At 68.6% G+C, this 2,174-nt stretch carries 2 protein-coding genes; both read left to right on the plus strand.

The genetic code is table 11. From position 1 onward, the window contains the following. The first annotated feature begins 41 nt into the window (after positions 1 to 41). Entirely contained in the window at positions 42 to 1,112 is a 1,071-nt protein-coding gene (glcE, locus tag AC6H42_RS23645) for a glycolate oxidase subunit GlcE (RefSeq protein WP_057156225.1), read from the plus strand. Positions 1,113 to 1,114: 2 nt separating this feature from the next. Then, the coding region (gene glcF / locus AC6H42_RS23650) for a glycolate oxidase subunit GlcF (RefSeq protein ID WP_497549081.1) at positions 1,115 to 2,174 on the plus strand (1,060 nt) is incomplete at its 3' end.

The raw sequence follows: 2,174 nt of genomic DNA on the forward strand, positions 1-2,174 counted from the left end.
GGCCTGTTCCGGTTCGCTCAATCGATGAAGCAATGAACGATATGGACCACATATTGAATCAATTCCGCCAGCGCGTGCTGCGCGCCGCGCAAGACCGGACCCCGCTGCGCGTGCGCGGCGGCGGCAGCAAGGACTGGTACGGCCGCCCGCCGCAGGGCGCGCTGCTGGATACCTCGGGCTATAGCGGTATCACCAGCTATGAGCCGACTGAACTGGTAATCACGGCGCGCTGCGGCACCCCCTTGCGCGAGATCGAGGCGGTGCTGGCCGGCCAGGGGCAGATGCTGGCGTTCGAGCCGCCGCATTTCGGCGCCGGCGCCACCATAGGCGGGGTGGTGGCGGGCGGCCTGGCCGGACCGCGCCGCCAGGCCGCCGGCGCGGTGCGCGATTTCGTTCTGGGCGCAACCCTGATGGATGGACGCGGCGCGGTGCTGCGCTTTGGCGGACAGGTAATGAAGAACGTGGCGGGATATGACGTATCCCGCCTGCTGGCCGGCTCGCTCGGCATGCTTGGACTGATACTGGAGGTGTCGCTCAAGGTGCTGCCGCGACCGGCGGCGGAATGCACACTGTGCCTGGCGCTGGAACAGGACGAGGCGTTGCGGCGCCTGAATGCCTGGGCGGGCCAGCCTTTGCCGGTGTCGGCCAGCGCATGGCACCGCGGCATGCTGATGGTGCGCCTGTCCGGTGCGCAGGCGGCGGTGGAAGCGGCGGCACTGCGCATCGGCGGCGACGTTGTGCACGCCGCCGCCGGCGTCGCCTTCTGGGACGATGTACGCGAACAGCGCCATGCCTTCTTCTCGGCCGATCCAGCCGCCTCGCTGTGGCGGCTGGCGCTGCCAACGGTGGCGCCGGCGCTGGCGCATGGCGGCCCGCAGTTGATCGAATGGGGCGGTGCGCAGCGCTGGCTATTGACGGACGACGCGCCGGACAGCTTGCGCGCGCTGGCGGCGCAGCGGGGCGGCCATGCCACGCTGTATCGCGGCGCGGCGCGGGAGCACGGCGTGTTCCATCCTCTGGCGCCGGCGGTGCATGCCATCCACCGCAACCTCAAAAACGCTTTCGACCCGGCCGGCATTTTCAATCCGGGCCGCATGTACCAGGACCTGTAACCATGCAAACCAATCTCGCTCCACAATACCAGGACACACCGGAAGGCCTGGAAGCCGAAGCAATCCTGCGCCAGTGCGTCCATTGCGGCTTCTGCACCGCGACCTGCCCGACCTATCAGCTGCTGGGCGATGAGCTGGATGGCCCGCGCGGCCGCATCTACCTGATCAAGCAAGTGCTGGAAGGCGCCACGCCCGGCCCGAGCACGCAGATGCACCTGGACCGTTGCCTGACTTGCCGCAGCTGTGAAACAACCTGCCCGTCGGGCGTGCAGTACGGCCGGCTGCTCGACATCGGCCGCCACGTCGTCGACCGCCAGGTGGCGCGTCCCGCCGCGCAGCAGGCGGCGCGCGCCCTGTTGCAGGAAGTCTTGCCGCGCCGCTGGATTTTCAGGCCGGCCATGGCGGCGGGACAGTGGTTGCGGCCGCTGCTGCCTGCCGCGCTGCGCGGAAAAGTGGTGCGCCCGACGCCGGCCGGCGCCTGGCCACGCGCCACCCATGCCCGCAAGATGCTGCTGCTCGACGGTTGCGTGCAGCCGTCGATGGCGCCCAATATCAATGCGGCCGCCGCGCGCGTGCTCGATGCGCTCGGCGTCCAGCTGGTGATGGCGCCGAAGGCTGGCTGCTGCGGCGCCATCCGCTACCATTTGAACGACCAGGCCGGAGGGCTGGACGACATGCGGCGCAATATCGACGCGTGGTGGCCGCTGGTGGGCGCCGGGGCCGAGGCCATTGTCATGACCTCGTCCGGTTGCGGCGCCACGGTCAAAGAGTATGGACATTTGCTACGGCACGACGCAGCGTACGCGGAAAAGGCGGCCCGCATTTCCGCATTGACCAGGGACGTCAGCGAAATCCTGTGCGGTTTCGAGGACGCGCTGGCGGGCAGGATCGATGCAGGACAGGCGCAGAAAGTAGCCTTCCACCCGCCTTGCACCCTGCAGCACGGGCAGCAGATCCGTGGCAAGGTGGAAGGACTGCTGCGCGCGGTCGGTGTGGATGTGAGGCTGTGCGCCGACAGCCACCTGTGCTGCGGCTCTTCAGGTACTTACTCGCTGCTGCAGC

The organism is Massilia sp. NBRC 108631 (assembly GCF_059704565.1).